Source organism: Shewanella sp. 492, assembly GCF_059338445.1.
Window position 1 is genome coordinate 166,647 of the sequence record NZ_CM181702.1, and the last position, 15,475, is coordinate 182,121.

Annotated in this window: 11 protein-coding genes, 1 tRNA gene, 3 rRNA genes and 2 pseudogenes; 10 read left to right on the plus strand and 7 right to left on the minus strand. The window is 45.8% G+C overall.

Features of this window, described 5'->3' with window-relative positions; translation table 11 throughout:
• Positions 1-157 precede the first annotated feature (157 nt).
• Genes ccmE through ccmA form a run of 5 tightly spaced genes read right to left on the minus strand, consistent with a single transcriptional unit; the run spans position 158 to position 2,935 of the window.
• Positions 158-643: a cytochrome c maturation protein CcmE gene (gene ccmE / locus AC5YBX_RS00840; protein WP_494520347.1), complete on the minus strand. Its 486-nt coding sequence runs from the start codon at positions 641-643 to the stop codon at positions 158-160.
• The gene (gene ccmD / locus AC5YBX_RS00845; protein ID WP_494520346.1) at positions 643-840 is read right to left on the minus strand and encodes a heme exporter protein CcmD; all 198 of its coding nucleotides are present in this window, start codon (positions 838-840) and stop codon (positions 643-645) included. Before ccmD ends, ccmE begins: the two co-directional genes overlap by 1 nt.
• Entirely contained in the window at positions 840-1,586 is a 747-nt protein-coding gene (locus tag AC5YBX_RS00850; protein WP_475515513.1) for a heme ABC transporter permease, read from the minus strand. Before AC5YBX_RS00850 ends, ccmD begins: the two co-directional genes overlap by 1 nt.
• A 1-nt stretch (position 1,587) precedes the next feature.
• On the minus strand, positions 1,588-2,274 hold the full coding sequence (ccmB, locus tag AC5YBX_RS00855) for a heme exporter protein CcmB (protein WP_494520345.1): 687 nt from the start codon (positions 2,272-2,274) through the stop codon (positions 1,588-1,590).
• Between the two features lie 10 nt (positions 2,275-2,284).
• Positions 2,285-2,935: a cytochrome c biogenesis heme-transporting ATPase CcmA gene (ccmA, locus tag AC5YBX_RS00860; protein WP_494520344.1), complete on the minus strand. Its 651-nt coding sequence runs from the start codon at positions 2,933-2,935 to the stop codon at positions 2,285-2,287.
• A gap of 337 nt (positions 2,936-3,272) precedes the next feature.
• On the opposite strand from ccmA, the gene AC5YBX_RS00865 reads away from it, so the two are divergent.
• A complete protein-coding gene (locus AC5YBX_RS00865) occupies positions 3,273-3,566 on the plus strand; it encodes a c-type cytochrome (RefSeq protein WP_475515515.1) in 294 nt (97 codons plus the stop codon).
• A 151-nt stretch (positions 3,567-3,717) separates the two neighbouring features.
• On the opposite strand, the gene ccmI is transcribed toward AC5YBX_RS00865, so the two are convergent.
• Entirely contained in the window at positions 3,718-4,962 is a 1,245-nt protein-coding gene (gene ccmI, locus AC5YBX_RS00870) for a c-type cytochrome biogenesis protein CcmI (protein ID WP_475515516.1), read from the minus strand.
• Positions 4,963-5,372: 410 nt separating this feature from the next.
• Here ccmI and AC5YBX_RS00875 point away from each other — a divergent pair, with 410 nt between their 5' ends.
• The 8 genes from AC5YBX_RS00875 (at position 5,373) to AC5YBX_RS00910 (ending at position 14,754) form a co-directional block, all read left to right on the plus strand.
• Positions 5,373-7,346 carry a heme lyase CcmF/NrfE family subunit gene (locus AC5YBX_RS00875; protein WP_475515517.1) on the plus strand — a complete coding sequence of 658 codons (1,974 nt, stop codon included), beginning with the start codon at positions 5,373-5,375 and terminating at the stop codon, positions 7,344-7,346.
• A 17-nt stretch (positions 7,347-7,363) separates the two neighbouring features.
• A complete protein-coding gene (locus AC5YBX_RS00880; RefSeq protein WP_475515518.1) occupies positions 7,364-7,921 on the plus strand; it encodes a DsbE family thiol:disulfide interchange protein in 558 nt (185 codons plus the stop codon).
• Complete coding sequence (gene nrfF, locus AC5YBX_RS00885; RefSeq protein WP_494520343.1) at positions 7,921-8,400, plus strand: heme lyase NrfEFG subunit NrfF; 480 nt, start codon at positions 7,921-7,923, stop codon at positions 8,398-8,400. The genes AC5YBX_RS00880 and nrfF overlap by 1 nt, the downstream gene beginning before the upstream one ends.
• Positions 8,397-8,981 carry a TlpA disulfide reductase family protein gene (locus tag AC5YBX_RS00890; RefSeq protein ID WP_494520342.1) on the plus strand — a complete coding sequence of 195 codons (585 nt, stop codon included), beginning with the start codon at positions 8,397-8,399 and terminating at the stop codon, positions 8,979-8,981. Before nrfF ends, AC5YBX_RS00890 begins: the two co-directional genes overlap by 4 nt.
• A gap of 596 nt (positions 8,982-9,577) precedes the next feature.
• Positions 9,578-11,124: ribosomal RNA gene (locus AC5YBX_RS00895) — 16S ribosomal RNA — on the plus strand.
• Positions 11,125-11,485: 361 nt separating this feature from the next.
• Positions 11,486-14,379, plus strand: a 23S ribosomal RNA gene (locus AC5YBX_RS00900).
• A 104-nt stretch (positions 14,380-14,483) separates the two neighbouring features.
• Positions 14,484-14,599: ribosomal RNA gene (rrf, locus tag AC5YBX_RS00905) — 5S ribosomal RNA — on the plus strand.
• The 16S, 23S and 5S rRNA genes sit together here with 1 tRNA gene alongside, the layout of an rRNA operon.
• Before the next feature lie 78 nt (positions 14,600-14,677).
• Positions 14,678-14,754: transfer RNA gene (locus AC5YBX_RS00910), tRNA-Asp, on the plus strand.
• Between the two features lie 124 nt (positions 14,755-14,878).
• Here AC5YBX_RS00910 and AC5YBX_RS00915 read toward each other — a convergent pair.
• Positions 14,879-15,086 (minus strand): annotated as a pseudogene (locus AC5YBX_RS00915) (hypothetical protein); the annotation flags it as partial.
• Between the two features lie 238 nt (positions 15,087-15,324).
• On the opposite strand from AC5YBX_RS00915, the pseudogene AC5YBX_RS00920 reads away from it, so the two are divergent.
• A pseudogene (locus AC5YBX_RS00920) lies at positions 15,325-15,471 on the plus strand (IS30 family transposase); the annotation flags it as partial.
• Positions 15,472-15,475 lie beyond the last annotated feature (4 nt).

Genomic DNA, 15,475 nt, shown 5'->3' on the forward strand with positions numbered 1-15,475 from the left:
TGTTAGCAGCGTTGAGTGGCCGGCTTACTATGAGTAGTAGAGCCAACACCATACGCATGTATTATATCCTTATGGAAATAGCCTTTATAGTTACTGCTTTGATGTTAAAAAATAGGCAATAAAAAAGGCCTCAAATGAGGCCTTTAAATATCATTAATTAGTAACTGGATTTTTGCTCGCTACCATATTCAAGTTTTTCGTGTGTCTGCCCCATTGCTTCGGCGACTTCGGGCGGCATGTAGTTCTCATCATGCTTAGCTAACACTTCGGTTGCTTCGAGTTTACCGCTGTCAACTAATACACCTTGAGCAACGATACCTTGGCCTTCACGAAACAGATCGGGTAGAAGATCGTCGTAGGTTACGATAACCTCACCACCGAGCGAATCATGTACTGCAAATTCTACGTGTAGGCTATCAGGATCACGTATCATCGAGCCGACGGTAACCATGCCACCAACGCGAATACGTTGACCTACTTCTGGTTTCACTCCGGTATCTTTTTTACCCTGTACAATTTCAGTAGGGGTATAAAATAGGTTTAGGTTCGAATTCAACGCATATAGTAACAGCGATGCTATGGCGGCAACTCCACCGATTAAAGCAGTTGCAAGTGCAAGTCTCTTCTTACGTCTGGCGTTCACTATTGAGTACTCCGGTTTGCTTTGAGGCGTTCCTCACGCTGCATCTTCTTTGATATTTCAATGAGGATCTTACGTTTTTGACGTACACTGAAAAAAATCAAGGTTGCTAACGAGAAGACCGTTATTCCATAAGATAGCCACACATAAAAAGCATAGCCACCCATATTAAAAAAATCTGTTAATGAATCGAATTGCATTATTTGACTCCTTCAGCCTTAGCGAGTTCCCGTACCCATGGACGCATCCCATTTCTGGCTAAGATTTCAGCCCTAAAACGAACTAAAGTGATTGCACCAATCATTAAACCAAATCCTAAGATATTTATCAGTAATGGATAAAGCATCTCAGGCGCCATTGAAGACTTCTCGGTAATCTTAATTGTTGCTGGTTGATGTAGTGAGTTCCACCATTCAACCGAGTACTTGATGATTGGGATATTAATCACGCCAACGATTGCTAAGATACCCGCAGCCCTTGCTGCAAGTACTTTATCTTCGAAAGAGGCATATAAAGAGATCACACCTAAATAGAGGAACAGAAGCACTAGCTCTGATGTCAATCTTGCATCCCATACCCACCACGTTCCCCACATAGGCTTGCCCCAAGCTGCTCCCGTGATCAATGCGATAAAGGTAACGACGGCACCAATAGGAGCAATGGCCGCGGCGGCCCAATCAGCTGATTTGATTTGCCATACCAAACCGATAAAGGCTGATGTTGCCATGGCCATATAGGCAGACATCGACATCGATGCTGCAGGTACATGGATAAAGATAATGCGATAACTGTCACCTTGCTGGTAATCAACTGGTGCAAAAAGAAGTCCCCAAATCGAACCTACACCAATAAAGGCTATTGCCAACGTGGCAAACCAAGGCAGCAGTGTACCCGAGAGATTATATGCACGTTGAGGATCTGCGTATGAATGTAGCCATTTCCACATATTAGTTAGTACTCACTCTTAGTGAAGCGCCTATTGCAAAAGGTGCTAAAATTAACGAACCGACCAACATCGCGCCGATAATCGCGAGATGGCCACTATAGGGTAGGTTTAATCCTGCGGCATCGATAGCGCTGGTCGCGAAAATCAATACCGGAATGTATAACGGTAGAATCAATAAGCTGAGTAATACACCGCCTTTACGTAATCCTACAGTTAATGCTACCCCGATAGCGCCCAGTAAGCTCAGTACGGGGGTGCCGAGAGCTAGGGTTGCCATCAGGGCGCCATAGCTATTCTCTTCAAGATGTAATAACACGGCTAGTAATGGCGCAACTAAAATTAAGGGGACGCCGGTTAATATCCAATGGGCTAATACTTTGGCTAATACCATTAGTGACAGTGGCTGTGGACTTAATAACATCTGCTCAAGACTACCGTCGACAAAGTCAGCTTTAAAAAGGCGCTCCAACGACAGCATTGATGCGAGCAATGCTGCAACCCAGATGATACCAGGTGCTACACGCGACAATACTTGTGGTTCAGGCCCTATGCCGAGAGGAAATAGCGTTACCACTAGGATAAAAAATAACAGTGGATTAAAAATATCTCCCTTGTGTCTGATGGCTATCTGCAGATCACGCTTAAGCAGGGTATAAAATGCTTGAGTAAAACTAATGCCTTTGTTCATTTACTGGACCTTATACAAAGCGATAATCGAGGCGAATTTTTCGCAGAATATCATCACCTATAATACTCATATCTTGATGGGTCGTCATAATGACGCACCCCCCGTTTTGGGCATGACGTAAAAATAGGTGTTCCAACTCTTCAACGCCTTTCTTATCAATGGCAGTAAATGGTTCATCAAGCAGCCATACCTTACAATTGGTATGCCACAGTCTGGCTAATGCTGTTCTTCTATGTTGCCCAGCTGAAAGATGTCCAGCCAGTGCTTCTTCAAACCCAGACAAATTGACTTGAGCTAAGATGTCATTGGTACTGAAATCATCATACCCACTGATTCTTAAATTAAAGTTAAGGTTTTCTTCTGCGGTTAATTCACTTTTTACGCCTGCTAAATGACCAAGGTATAATAGGTCATCATTGTATTCGTCACGACAGCGGTTAATGTCTTCGCCTTTATAACGGGTTTCTCCGGCGTAGGGGCGGGACAAGCCAGCGAGTATTCGTAATAGGCTCGTTTTGCCGGCACCATTAGGCCCTTCAATCTGAACTATTTCGCCAGCTTGGATGTGAAAACTTAGTTCATCAAATAAGATCCGCTCTTCTCTAATGCACGTTAAGTTATCGGCTGATACCAGTGTTGTTGCTATTTTTTCTTTTACCACTGAACCCTCTATCTCAAGCCATATGTCATCTAAAGCGATATTAACATACTCCCCTAATAGGGTTTAGTAATGGTTACTTTTTAGTGTCAGCAATTTGATATGCTTCCAAAAAGTGAAACCTTTTAACACCTAGCATTGAACTTTTTCAACTTTTTCTAATGTAGCAGTTATGTTTGCTTAATAGGGTGGGGTGACACTTGAATTTCTGACGTTAGTCACAAAAAGATGAGATTTATTGAAGTTTGATGTATCCTAGAGGCGCTAAAAATTAAGTCTACCCAACGTACTGTCAGGGTGGCATTGAGCTTTGTTAATATTTGCATTAGGAACACTGAACATGAAAAAACTGTTAGCATTGTCAGCAGTGGCTGCATTGACCTTGTCAGCAAACGTATTTGCACAAGAAGGTGAAGCTATTTATAACAAGGCATGCCAAGTATGCCACAGCATGGGTGTAGCTGGAGCACCAAAAGCTCACGATGCAGCTGCATGGGAACCTCGCTTAGCTAAAGGTATTGACGCCTTAGTGGGTAGCGTGAAAACCGGTCTAAACGCAATGCCACCAGGTGGTATGTGTACAGATTGTACTGACGAAGATTACAAGAACGCTATTGAGTTCATGTCTAAGTAATTTGTTCGTTAATGAAAAAACCGGCGCAGAGCCGGTTTTTTTGTGCCAAAAATTAATCATCTGTCTAAGTTTGATGAGTTTTAGTCACAAAAAAGCCGACCTAATGGGGTCGGCTTTCTATGTGTTAACTGTGGTCAGTATCTTTGCAGGGTTATTGCACCTGAGTATCCAGGACCAGAGTCGCTGTCGATCCCACGGCAACGGTTTGTAAGTGGCCTTGTATATCACCTGGTTGCGCTTTAACCGAACCATGTTTTGACAGTACTGCAATGATTTCAACATTGCTCACGTCACTTAACTTTAAGTCTCCGCCCATACCAGTACTGTCATCTAAGGTGATTGTCATCGGTAATGACTTTGCTGATATTTTTGTTGCCGCTAGCGGAACTTTAGGGCCTTCAATATTACGAGCGAAGATGAACAACATATCGCTACTGCCGACTTGTGCTTGAAGCTCTGGAGAAATTGATACATTGACGTTAATGGTTTTGCCAATGCCTGCCTGCTGATGCGTTGCATCGTTTGGCATTTCGCCTGTCTCAGCTTGCATTCTCATCTTGGCGCTTTCGATGGCGTTAATAATGGCACCGCGGTCAACATCACTGCGATCACTGTCGAGAATGGTTTGCCATGCTTCAATCGACTTATTGTAATTAGCACTAAAGAAGGCATCCATTGCCACGAGTAATAGGGTGGAAGGATCTTGAGGATCTAATGTTAATGCTTGATCGATAAGTACTTGAACTTCCGGTGTCATGCGTTGATCAGCCTGATAGTACATGGCGGTTGCTTTTGGCCCCAGCAATTCAGCGTGGGTACCGACAAGCTCCATTGCCTTATCAAATGCCTTAACAGCATCATTATAACGGTTGGCACTAATATAAGTATGCCCTAAACTAAAGAGTAACTGGCTATTGTCTGGCTCTGCTTTTAATTGGGCTTCCATCATGTTGATACGTTGAGCCATAATTTGGCTTGCATCCATTCCTGCATGAGGGTTTGCAGGTTCGGCGCGATCTAGATTAGCGTATGCCCCTAAGTTGCTATACATATAACCAGAGATGCCTAATACTGCGACCGACATCAGGACTGGCCATAATAGACCTTTAGGTTTGGCTTGATTGACTAAAGATTCATCTTCACCTTGCTTCATATCTTGCAGCAAGCTGATTTCAAGTTCTTTCTTCAGGGCATTAAATTCATCTTGATCGAGTAGCTCATCTTGGAGTTCTTTTTCTAGAGTAGCGAGTCGATTATTAAAGAGATCGAGGTTCGTTTCGTTACGAACGCCAGTCTCTGCCGCCTGCAGCATTTTTCGCTGACGGAAGTGAGGAAACCAAATCAGCGCGAGGCTGACTAATACAAAAAGCGCAATAAAAATCCAGAGAGTGGTCATTATTTCATTTTCACATTAGTTGCAGGAGAGCGGGTACACCGCAGGATTAAGGGTCAGATTATACGGAAAGATTATTCATTGAACAGTAATATAAGCCATTAAATGACTTTAAAAAGCGATACTTTTGCACTGGTTCACAGTTCGATTCTATTTTAAAAAATTGTTTGAAACTTAAGTTTCAAACAAGGGTCAGAGATTAAAATCTGTCAGTTTTTAACATAGTTAGCTGTGACTATTGATAGAGTAAGAATGAGACAGGTCACCCATTATTGGCCGAAAGAAGCAGACAGATACAATAGCAAATACTAAAATGACTCAAAATTTGTACCTTGAGTAGTGTGAATCGCAAACTCTCGTGAATCAGTAAAGCGCTGGCTTAACTGATGACTATATAGGACTGAGGAAACCCCATGATCCCTGAATTAGGACACTTTTCGTTGATAATAGGTTTGGCTTTTGCCTTTCTATTAGCCAGCGTGCCTTTAATCGGTGTTGCCCGTAAAGATCAATACCTTGTACGATATGCTTGGCCATTAAGCTATGGCATGTTCTTCTTTATTTTTCTCTCTGTTATCGTGTTGGGCTATAGTTTTGCCGTCGATGACTTCTCAGTTGCTTATGTAGCGCATCACTCCAATTCTCAATTACCGATTTTCTTCAAAATTGCCGCCGTATGGGGCGGACATGAAGGCTCGTTGCTGTTCTGGGTATTTGCTTTATCCGTATGGACCGCCGCGGTAGCGCTTTTCAGTAAAGGGCTAGAAGAGGTGTTCACTGCTAGAGTGTTAGCGATCTTAGCTATGATCGTGATTGGCTTTAGTTTGTTCATGTTATTGACATCGAGTCCTTTTGAGCGTTTGTTTCCTATCCCAATGGAAGGACGCGACCTTAACCCTATGTTGCAAGATGTTGGATTAATCTTCCATCCACCTATGCTGTATCTCGGTTATGTCGGTTTTTCTGTAAGCTTTGCATTTGCGATTGCGGCATTAATGGGTGGACGCCTTGATTCGGCATGGGCACGCTGGAGTCGTCCTTGGACATTGGCCGCATGGATTTTTCTTACCGGCGGCATCTCATTAGGTTCATGGTGGGCATATTATGAACTTGGCTGGGGCGGTTGGTGGTTCTGGGACCCGGTCGAGAACGCCTCATTCATGCCTTGGTTGATTGGTACTGCATTGTTGCATTCGGTTATTGTGACCGAGAAGCGTGCCACATTCCGTAACTGGACTGTATTGCTTTCAATCTTCGCATTTTCATTAAGCCTGTTAGGTACCTTTATTGTACGTTCAGGTGTATTGACATCCGTTCACTCATTTGCAGCCGATCCTGGTCGCGGTATGTTTATTCTGCTGCTACTTGGTTTAGCTATCGGTGGTTCGTTAACCCTATTCGCTTTCCGTGCTAGCGATATGAAGAGCCCTGCACGTTTTGAGTTAATGTCAAAAGAAACCATGCTACTGGTGTGTAATATTCTGCTAACAGTGGCTTGTGGTACTGTATTGCTTGGTACCTTATACCCGCTGCTTATTGATGCACTAAACATGGGTAAGATCTCTGTAGGCCCACCATATTTCAACGCGGTGTTTGTACCCATAGTACTTGTGCTGTTTGTGTTTATGGGGATTGGTCCCAGTATTCGTTGGAAACGCGCTAAAGCCGGCGAGCTTAGACGTAAATTAGTTGTACCGGCAATCGTTGCGGCCATTGTTGGTATTGCGGCGCCTTTCTTAGTCGATGGTAAATTTAATATCTGGGTCACTCTAGGTATAGGTATTGCGACTTGGGTGGTACTGGCAACACTACGAGCTGCCTACGACATTGTTAATGGTAAAGATGGCGTTAGCCTTGCGCGTATGGGACGCAGCCAGCTAGGTATGGTGATTGCTCACCTAGGTATTGCCGTTTCTGTTATCGGCGCGACTATGGTCTCGAACTACTCTATTGAAAAGAGCGTGCGTATGGGACCTGGCATCACCCAAGAGTTGGCTGGTTACAGTTTCCACTATATTGAAACCAAAAATGTCGTGGGGCCTAACTATACCGCACAGCAGGGCCAGGTTGAGGTGAGTAAGGATGGCGAGTTTATCACCCTGCTTAAGCCTGATCGTCGCCAATATAATGTCCGTACTATGGATATGACTGAGGCGGGTATTGATTGGGGGCTGTTCCGTGATTTATATATCACTATGGGAGATCCAATTAGCCGTACTGAATTTGCAGTACGTCTGAACTATAAGCCATTTGTACGTTGGTTATGGTTTGGTAGTATTTTCATGATGGTGGGTGGTGTCTTTGCGGCTTCAGATAAGCGTTATCGTAAAGTCAAAGTAAGCGAAACAACCAAAGAAAAAGCTAAAGAAGATTTAGCAACGGCATAACTTGAATTGGGGCAAGTATGAAAAACAGGTTAGTACTATTTATTCCGTTGGTATTATTTTTGGTGATGGGGGTATTTCTTTACAAAGGGCTATTCCTTAATCCCCAGCAGCTCGATTCCGCTCTTGAAGGAAAGCCAATTCCGGCTTTCCAACTAGAACGTCTAGAGAATGCGAACGAAATAATTACCAATGAGAGCTTAAAAGGTCAGGTGTCATTACTCAATGTGTGGGCAACATGGTGCCCATCTTGTAAGTATGAGCATCCGCATCTAATGCGGTTAGCAAGACAAAACATCTTGCCTATCTATGGTATTAACTATCGTGATGAACGCCCTTTAGCGATCCGCGAACTTAGCCGTGAAGGAGACCCCTACACCAAGAACATTTTCGACCATGATGGTCGTTTAGGTTTAGATCTGGGGGTCTACGGTGCGCCAGAAAGTTATCTAGTCGATCACAACGGTATCATTCGCTACCGCTATGCCGGCCCGATCGACATGCGAGTGTGGAATGAAACATTGTATCCAATGATCCAAGAGCTACAAGCTCAAGCTAGAGCAGAGGGGGCTTCTTAATGAAAACCTTTATCGCTTTAATTACTGCGTTATTGCTATCAATAAGTGTATTAAGCTCTGCGCTGGCGACACCAGTCGACACCTATGAGTTTAAATCGGTTGATAATCAAAAGCGTGCACTTGAGTTGGCGCATTCACTGCGCTGCCCACAGTGTCAAAACCAAAACCTAATTGACTCTAATTCGCCAGTTGCACAAGACTTACGCCTAGAAGTGTATCAAATGGTCGATGCCGGTAAGGCAGATGAAGAGATCATTAACTTCATGACCAGTCGCTACGGTGAGTTTGTGTTATATAAGCCCAAAATGGAGGCCAAGACCTATGTTTTATGGCTTGGCCCTATAGGCTTATTACTGATTGGTTTGTTAATTGGTTTTATCTTTGTTCGTAAACAACGTATTTCAGGAGCTGTAGAGCAAGAGATCAGTGCCGAAGAGCAAGCGGAATTAGATAAACTACTTAAGCGAGCATCAAAATGACTAAGTCCTTTGCTGCTGTGCTTGTAGCCTTGTTATCAATGGCATCATTGTTTACCGCAAATGTACAAGCTTACCCAGGGATGCAGCAACAAACACAAGGACAAATCGAATCGAGTGTCGATCGTATCAACGTGTTGCCTAAGTCCTACCCTATCGATGTGGTCGCTTTTTCAGATCGAAATGGTAAGGCTATCGATTTTAGCCAATATCGTGGGCAAGTGATCATGGTAAACATGTGGGCAACATGGTGCCCGCCATGTGTACGTGAGCTACCAGCACTCGATCGTTTTAAGGCTAAGTTCGATCAAAGTAAATTTAAGGTACTGCCGATCTCTATCGATATAGATGGTACGGCTAAGGTTGAGCCTTTTTTAAAGTCACTGGATATGGAAGGATTCAAAACCTACTATGATCCTCAGCAGGCATTAAGTGAAGTGTTCCCCTTAGATACAATACCCGCCACCTTTATACTCAATGGTGAAGGTGAGCTGATTGCGTTTGTCAGAACCTTTGTCGACTGGGATGATGCTAAAGCGGTTGAATTGATTAATGGCTTTATCGAACAAGAGAGCATTAAATAGTCTTAAAACAGCTAATTTGATGCAAATCTAAACAGGGAAGATCGCATTTGTCGAAAAGATCGGCAAGCGATCTTTTTTATTATAAAAATCCCTTGCGCCCATCCGAGAACTGCCTATAATGCGCATCCACTGACACGGCACAGCAGGCCAACTACCTAGGTAGTACGGGACTTGCAGCGGTGTTAGCGAGTTGAACTCTTCGGAGATTAACTCAGGTGATAAGCACTTTTAAGGGCTTCGACTGATGGCTTCTGTTTAAGAAATCATCGCTTGGAAAGCTTCTTAAAATAAGCACTTGACGCCAACAACGGGACGTGTAGAATACGCATCCCTAAGCCAGCGACCTAGCGTCTAACGGCGGTATCTGAGAGATTGATACCAACGCTCTTTAACAAGATGAAACAAGAAATCTGTGTGGACACTCACAGGTGTTGAGTTAATCGAAATTGCCTAACCTTCGGGTTGGCAATCAAAGAATTAAATCAATGTAACGATGAGTGTTCATAGCAATATGTACAAACGTTTTTAAGATTCTTCCGAGTCTTTTAAACGGAATCAGAATTCATTGAGCCGAATCGCAAGATTCAACAAAACTTTAATTGAAGAGTTTGATCATGGCTCAGATTGAACGCTGGCGGCAGGCCTAACACATGCAAGTCGAGCGGTAACAGGAAGAAAGCTTGCTTTCTTTGCTGACGAGCGGCGGACGGGTGAGTAATGCCTAGGGAACTGCCCAGTCGAGGGGGATAACAGTTGGAAACGACTGCTAATACCGCATACGCCCTACGGGGGAAAAGAGGGGACCTTCGGGCCTTCTGCGATTGGATGTACCTAGGTGGGATTAGCTAGTTGGTGAGGTAATGGCTCACCAAGGCGACGATCCCTAGCTGTTCTGAGAGGATGATCAGCCACACTGGGACTGAGACACGGCCCAGACTCCTACGGGAGGCAGCAGTGGGGAATATTGCACAATGGGCGCAAGCCTGATGCAGCCATGCCGCGTGTGTGAAGAAGGCCTTCGGGTTGTAAAGCACTTTCAGCGAGGAGGAAAGCTTAAGCGTTAATAGCGTTTAGGTGTGACGTTACTCGCAGAAGAAGGACCGGCTAACTTCGTGCCAGCAGCCGCGGTAATACGAGGGGTCCAAGCGTTAATCGGAATTACTGGGCGTAAAGCGTACGCAGGCGGTTTGTTAAGCGAGATGTGAAAGCCCCGGGCTCAACCTGGGAATTGCATTTCGAACTGGCAGACTAGAGTCTTGTAGAGGGGGGTAGAATTTCAGGTGTAGCGGTGAAATGCGTAGAGATCTGAAGGAATACCGGTGGCGAAGGCGGCCCCCTGGACAAAGACTGACGCTCAGGTACGAAAGCGTGGGGAGCAAACAGGATTAGATACCCTGGTAGTCCACGCCGTAAACGATGTCTACTCGGAATTTGGTGTCTTGAACACTGGGTTCCCAAGCTAACGCATTAAGTAGACCGCCTGGGGAGTACGGCCGCAAGGTTAAAACTCAAATGAATTGACGGGGGCCCGCACAAGCGGTGGAGCATGTGGTTTAATTCGATGCAACGCGAAGAACCTTACCTACTCTTGACATCCAGAGAATTCGCTAGAGATAGCTTAGTGCCTTCGGGAACTCTGAGACAGGTGCTGCATGGCTGTCGTCAGCTCGTGTTGTGAAATGTTGGGTTAAGTCCCGCAACGAGCGCAACCCTTATCCTTATTTGCCAGCACGTAATGGTGGGAACTTTAGGGAGACTGCCGGTGATAAACCGGAGGAAGGTGGGGACGACGTCAAGTCATCATGGCCCTTACGAGTAGGGCTACACACGTGCTACAATGGCAAGTACAGAGGGTTGCAAAGCCGCGAGGTGGAGCTAATCTCACAAAGCTTGTCGTAGTCCGGATTGGAGTCTGCAACTCGACTCCATGAAGTCGGAATCGCTAGTAATCGTGGATCAGAATGCCACGGTGAATACGTTCCCGGGCCTTGTACACACCGCCCGTCACACCATGGGAGTGGGCTGCACCAGAAGTAGATAGCTTAACCTTTCGGGGAGGGCGTTTACCACGGTGTGGTTCATGACTGGGGTGAAGTCGTAACAAGGTAGCCCTAGGGGAACCTGGGGCTGGATCACCTCCTTACCTATACGACTAACTTAATGTTTGTTGAGTGTTCACACAGATAACTTGTTCTTGTTAGAGCAGGTGGCACGTCTTAACGGCGATGCTTGTTCTTTAAAAATTTGGAAAGCTGATAGTGTTAATGTGAAAGGGATAGTAACGTACTTGTACGTGATTGTTTGTAGCATTGACGCGAAAATTAAAATTGAGTTCTCAAACACTTAAATCAAGTGCCGAATCATTACCTTTAGTTAGGATGATGATTCATGAGTATTCTTTTGGCGAAAGTAAACACCATTAGTTGCGATACAGCCATCAAGCTTACCCGCTTGATAGGATGTGTTTTGTAAACATTAGTTTGTGAAACTCATTTGGGTTGTATGGTTAAGTGACTAAGCGTATACGGTGGATGCCTTGGCAGTCAGAGGCGATGAAGGACGTAGTAACTTGCGAAAAGCGTTGGCGAGCTAGTAACAAGCATTTGAGCTAACGATGTCCGAATGGGGAAACCCACATGCATAAGCATGTATCACAACATGAATACATAGTGTTGTGAGGCGAACCCGGGGAACTGAAACATCTAAGTACCCGGAGGAAAAGAAATCAACCGAGATTCCCCTAGTAGCGGCGAGCGAACGGGGATTAGCCCTTAAGCGTAGAGGGTGTTAGTGGAATGTGTTGGAAAGCACAGCGGCACAGGGTGATAGCCCCGTACATGAAAACTAACTTTACGTGAAAACGAGTAGGACGGGACACGTGACATCTTGTCTGAACATGGGGGGACCATCCTCCAAGGCTAAATACTCCTGACTGACCGATAGTGAACCAGTACCGTGAGGGAAAGGCGAAAAGAACCCCTGTGAGGGGAGTGAAATAGAACCTGAAACCGTATACGTACAAGCAGTGGGAGCGGTTCTTGAGACCGTGACTGCGTACCTTTTGTATAATGGGTCAGCGACTTACATTTTGTAGCGAGGTTAAGCGAATAGCGGAGCCGTAGGGAAACCGAGTGTTAACTGCGCGTTTAGTTGCAAGGTGTAGACCCGAAACCCGGTGATCTAGCCATGGGCAGGTTGAAGGTTGAGTAACATCAACTGGAGGACCGAACACACGTATGTTGAAAAATGCGGTGATGACTTGTGGCTGGGGGTGAAAGGCCAATCAAACCGGGAGATATCTGGTTCTCCTCGAAAGCTATTTAGGTAGCGCCTCGAGCGAATACCATTGGGGGTAGAGCACTGTTAAGGCTAGGGGGTCATCCCGACTTACCAACCCTTTGCAAACTCCGAATACCAATGAGTACTACTCGGGAGACACACGGCGGGTGCTAACGTCCGTCGTGAAAAGGGAAACAACCCAGACCATCAGCTAAGGTCCCAAAGTTATTGCTAAGTGGGAAACGATGTGGGAAGGCTTAGACAGCTAGGATGTTGGCTTAGAAGCAGCCATCATTTAAAGAAAGCGTAATAGCTCACTAGTCGAGTCGGCCTGCGCGGAAGATTTAACGGGGCTAAGCAATACACCGAAGCTATGGGTACTAGCGCTTGCGCTAGTGCGGTAGAGGAGCGTTCTGTAAGCCGTTGAAGGTGAAGGGGTAACCCACGCTGGAGGTATCAGAAGTGCGAATGCTGACATGAGTAACGATAAAGGGGGTGAAAAACCCCCTCGCCGAAAGACCAAGGGTTCCTGTCCAATGTTAATCAGGGCAGGGTGAGTCGACCCCTAAGGCGAGGCCGAAAGGCGTAGTCGATGGGAAACAGGTTAATATTCCTGTACTTCTGCTAACTGCGATGGAGAGACGGAGAAGGCTAGGCTAGCGCGGCGTTGGTTGTCCGCGTTTAAGGCTGTAGGTGGTGCACTTAGGCAAATCCGGGTGCACATACACTGAGAGTTGACGACGAGGTTCTACGGAACTGAAGTAGTTGATGCCATGCTTCCAGGAAAATCTTCTAAGCTTCAGGTTAGCAGGAATCGTACCCCAAACCGACACAGGTGGTTGGGTAGAGAATACCAAGGCGCTTGAGAGAACTCGGCTGAAGGAACTAGGCAAAATGGTACCGTAACTTCGGGAGAAGGTACGCTCCTGTTGGTGATGAGACTTGCTCTCTAAGCTGACGGGAGTCGCAGATACCAGGTGGCTGCAACTGTTTATCAAAAACACAGCACTGTGCAAACTCGCAAGAGGAAGTATACGGTGTGACGCCTGCCCGGTGCCGGAAGGTTAATTGATTGGGTTATCTTCGGAGAAGCTCATGATCGAAGCCCCGGTAAACGGCGGCCGTAACTATAACGGTCCTAAGGTAGCGAAATTCCTTGTCGGGTAAGTTCCGACCTGCACGAATGGCGTAATGATGGCCACGCTGTCTCCAGCCGAGACTCAGTGAAGTTGAAATTGCGGTGAAGATGCCGTATACCCGCGGCTAGACGGAAAGACCCCGTGAACCTTTACTATAGCTTGGCACTGAACATTGACCCTACATGTGTAGGATAGGTGGGAGACTTTGAAGCAGGAACGCCAGTTCTTGTGGAGTCAACCTTGAAATACCACCCTTGTAGTGTTGATGTTCTAACTCTGGCCCCTGAATCGGGGTTGAGGACAGTGCCTGGTGGGTAGTTTGACTGGGGCGGTCTCCTCCCAAAGAGTAACGGAGGAGCACGAAGGTTGGCTAAGTACGGTCGGACATCGTACGGTTAGTGCAATGGCATAAGCCAGCTTAACTGCGAGACATACACGTCGAGCAGGTGCGAAAGCAGGTCATAGTGATCCGGTGGTTCTGAATGGAAGGGCCATCGCTCAACGGATAAAAGGTACTCCGGGGATAACAGGCTGATACCGCCCAAGAGTTCATATCGACGGCGGTGTTTGGCACCTCGATGTCGGCTCATCACATCCTGGGGCTGAAGTCGGTCCCAAGGGTATGGCTGTTCGCCATTTAAAGTGGTACGCGAGCTGGGTTCAGAACGTCGTGAGACAGTTCGGTCCCTATCTGCCGTGGGCGTTGGATGATTGAAGGGAGCTGCTCCTAGTACGAGAGGACCGGAGTGGACGAACCGCTGGTGTTCGGGTTGTCATGCCAATGGCATTGCCCGGTAGCTACGTTCGGAATCGATAACCGCTGAAAGCATCTAAGCGGGAAGCGAGCCCTAAGATGAGTCATCCCTAGGACTTTAAGTCCTCTAAAGGGCCGTAGGAGACTACTACGTTGATAGGCAAGGTGTGTAAGCGTTGTGAGGCGTTGAGCTAACTTGTACTAATGACCCGTGAGGCTTAACCATACAACCCAAAAGGGTTTCTAACTAAGTGAATACTTAGCGAAAGAATACCGACACTTGATTTAGTGTACTCAAATTTAAAACAGCTTTCTAAATTTCCAAATTTGTCTGGAAACCATAGCATTGTGGTACCACCTGATCCCATCCCGAACTCAGAAGTGAAACGCAATCGCGCCGATGGTAGTGTGGGGTCTCCCCATGTGAGAGTAGGTCATTTCCAGGCGCCTAATAAGCTCAATAGAGCACGTCTCCTAGCCATGACACGTTAGCGACGATAAAAGAATTTAGACTTCGGTCTAAAGGAGCGGTAGTTCAGTTGGTTAGAATACCGGCCTGTCACGCCGGGGGTCGCGGGTTCGAGTCCCGTCCGCTCCGCCAACTTAAGACGAAAGCCTCAGCAGAAATGCTGAGGCTTTTTTCGTTTCTGCATCACGGCTTCTGATATGTGAATCGCCACTGATTTCCTATACAGCTTTTAGTTATACTTGGACTGCCCCGGGTCTTATGGACAAATTTCACCTAAGCTTGGACTGACCAGATTAATCCAATCTCTATCACATATTCTTTTGTGCGGCTTCTCTCGCTCCTAAAACGATTCCATGCGTTAGTACATTGATTCACTATATCGTCCTATTCATCAAACAACGGTTGGCTAGCTCATTTTGTCTCATCCATTGCCATACTTGCTCGACAAGATTAAGTTCTGGGGAAGTAGAAGCACTTATTCCCTTTACAAGACCAGCGACCATTTCTAGTTGTTGTGGCGTTAATCTAGATGGCCGAACAGGATTAGGCTTATCGTTTAAACTATCAATTCCGTTCTTCAAGTAGAGGCTGACCTACTTATTAACACTTCCCCTAGCTACCCTGAGGTACCTTACGATCCCTGCTCTGGATTTGTTTTCGAGAAAATGGCTGATGGCAAGGTAGTGAACTTTAATCCGATAATACTTCGCTAAAAAGACATATTTAGCTCAATATTCTCAGAACCGATACGATGAGGTAGCAGAACAACTAAATAGCCGTCCTAGAAAAATATTAAACTTTAAAACCCTACTACAGATAATTGAAAAGAGTGTTGCATTGACAGGTTGAATCT

Excerpts from the sequence above, each read along its gene's own strand:
- AC5YBX_RS00850 (WP_475515513.1), bottom strand. The coding sequence starts at position 1,586 with ATGTGGAAATGGCTACATTCATACGCAGATCCTCAACGTGCATATAAT.
- AC5YBX_RS00890 (WP_494520342.1), top strand. The coding sequence starts at position 8,397 with ATGACTAAGTCCTTTGCTGCTGTGCTTGTAGCCTTGTTATCAATGGCA.
- AC5YBX_RS00865 (WP_475515515.1), top strand. The coding sequence starts at position 3,273 with ATGAAAAAACTGTTAGCATTGTCAGCAGTGGCTGCATTGACCTTGTCA.
- ccmD (WP_494520346.1), bottom strand. The coding sequence starts at position 840 with ATGCAATTCGATTCATTAACAGATTTTTTTAATATGGGTGGCTATGCT.
- AC5YBX_RS00875 (WP_475515517.1), top strand. The coding sequence starts at position 5,373 with ATGATCCCTGAATTAGGACACTTTTCGTTGATAATAGGTTTGGCTTTT.
- ccmI (WP_475515516.1), bottom strand. The coding sequence starts at position 4,962 with ATGACCACTCTCTGGATTTTTATTGCGCTTTTTGTATTAGTCAGCCTC.
- ccmB (WP_494520345.1), bottom strand. The coding sequence starts at position 2,274 with ATGAACAAAGGCATTAGTTTTACTCAAGCATTTTATACCCTGCTTAAG.
- nrfF (WP_494520343.1), top strand. The coding sequence starts at position 7,921 with ATGAAAACCTTTATCGCTTTAATTACTGCGTTATTGCTATCAATAAGT.
- AC5YBX_RS00880 (WP_475515518.1), top strand. The coding sequence starts at position 7,364 with ATGAAAAACAGGTTAGTACTATTTATTCCGTTGGTATTATTTTTGGTG.